Origin of the sequence: Devosia sp., from assembly GCF_036676215.1 — a bacterium.
Classification (GTDB): Bacteria; Pseudomonadota; Alphaproteobacteria; order Rhizobiales; family Devosiaceae; genus Devosia.
In genome coordinates, this window is the sequence record NZ_JAKFDJ010000058.1 from 1 (window position 1) to 2,073 (window position 2,073).

The window sequence follows — 2,073 nt, forward strand, 5'->3', positions numbered from 1 at the left end:
GGGCAGGAATCGATGTCGCTGGCGCCGCACTGCCAGCAATTGCGGGCACCGGCGAAAATGGGGCCGATCACGCTGGTCGATACCATGGTGGTGGATGGGTTGATCGACGCCTTTGGTGGCTATCACATGGGCATCACCGCCGAGAATGTGGCGAAGCAGTTCGGCATCGACCGGGCGGCGCAGGACGGTTTTGCCCTGGCTTCGCAGCAGAAAGCCGCGGCGGCGCAACAGGCGGGGCGGTTCCAGGCGGAGATCACGCCGGTGACGGTCAAGACGCGCAAGGGCGATGTCGTGGTCGATAGCGACGAATATATTCGCGCCGATACCAGCGCCGAGGCCCTGGCCAAGCTGCGACCGGCCTTTGACAAGGACGGTACGGTCACCGCCGGCAATGCTTCGGGCATCAATGACGGCGCGGCGGCGCTGGTGCTGATGCATGCGGATGAGGCGGCGCGGCGCGGGCTGACGCCGCTGGCGCGGATTGCCGGCTGGGCGACGGCGGGCGTCGATCCGGCTGTGATGGGGACGGGGCCGATCCCGGCTTCAACCAAAGCTCTGGCCAAGGCCGGCTGGAGCGTGGCCGATCTCGATCTGATCGAGGCCAACGAGGCCTTCGCGGCGCAGGCCTGTGCGGTCAACCAGGCCATGGGCTGGGACCCCGACAAGGTCAACGTCAATGGTGGCGCCATTGCCATCGGCCACCCCATTGGCGCGTCGGGCGCGCGGGTGCTGGTGACGCTGCTGCATGAACTAGCGCGACGCGGCGGGCACAAGGGGCTGGCGACGCTGTGCATCGGTGGCGGCATGGGCGTGGCTCTCTGCGTCGAGCGGGCGTAGACTCGCCCGCGACGAATGGAGGCGAGACCAGCCATGCCGCGCACACCCACGACTGAACGCTGGCCGGCTTCCAATGGTCTGGCCAGCATCGAAGAGGCGGTGGGAGCCTTCAGCCTGCTGCGGGATTTCTTCGAAGGCGCCATCATTGTCGATGCGCAGACGCGCATCACCTGGATGGACAAGCGCTATCGCGAACTGCTCAAGCTGGCGCCCGAATTCGATCCGATCGGGCTGCCGGTGGAGGAGGTAATTCCCCATTCCCTGCTGCGGCGGGTGGTCGAGACGGGGCGGCCGATCCTGCTCGACATCATGAATTTCGATGACCGCCAGTTCGTCGTCTGTCGCATTCCGCTCAAGGATGCCTCGGGCGCGGTCGAGGGTGCGATCGGCTTCGTGTTCTACGACAATGTCGATTACCTGGCGCCGATCCTCGACAAGTTCGAGGCGCTGCAAAAGCAGTTGACCCGGGCGCAGGCGGCGCTGACCCGCGAGCGGCAGACCAAATACTCGCTGTCGAGCTTTGTCGGCCAGAGCGAGGCGGTCAAGGAGCTCAAGGCTATGGTGCGCCGCTTCGCGCTGCGCGACGGGGCCGCGCTGATCCTGGGGGAGACCGGCACCGGCAAGGAATTGCTGGCCCACGCCATCCACCAGCAATCGGACCGGGCCGATGGGCCGTTCGTGGCGGTCAACATGGCGGCGGTGCCGGAGACGCTGCTGGAGGCGGAGTTTTTCGGCGTGAGCCCCGGCGCCTATACCGGGGCCGACAAGAAGGCGCGGCAGGGCAAGTTCGAGCTGGCCCATGGTGGCACGCTGTTTCTCGACGAAATCGGCGACATGCCGCTGGGCATCCAGGCCAAGTTCCTGCGGGTATTGCAGGAAGGTGAGATCGAGGCGCTGGGCTCAAACACGGTCAAGAAGATCGACGTCCGCATTATTGCGGCGACGTCGCAGGATCTCGAAGCCAAGATTGCCGACAAGAGCTTCCGCGCCGATCTCTACTATCGCGTCGCGGTGCTGACCGTGCATGTGCCGCCGCTGCGGGAGCGGCGCGAGGACATGGCGCTGCTCTGCGAAACGCTGCTGGAGCAGACCATGCGGGCAGGGGACCAGCGGGGCTGGGTGATCACGCCCGAGGCCATCAAGTTGCTGCAGGCGCATGCCTGGCCGGGCAATGTGCGCGAGTTGCGCAATGTGCTCGAACGGGCTGCCGCACTGGCCCCGACCGAGGTGATGGAT

Annotated in this window: 2 protein-coding genes; both read left to right on the plus strand. The window is 66.2% G+C overall.

The window, feature by feature from the left end; genetic code table 11:
* Positions 1-837: acetyl-CoA C-acyltransferase (locus V6M52_RS05615; protein ID WP_332700291.1), on the plus strand; the 837-nt coding region annotated here is incomplete at its 5' end.
* Between the two features lie 33 nt (positions 838-870).
* Positions 871-2,073: sigma-54 interaction domain-containing protein (locus tag V6M52_RS05620; protein ID WP_332700293.1), on the plus strand; the 1,203-nt coding region annotated here is incomplete at its 3' end.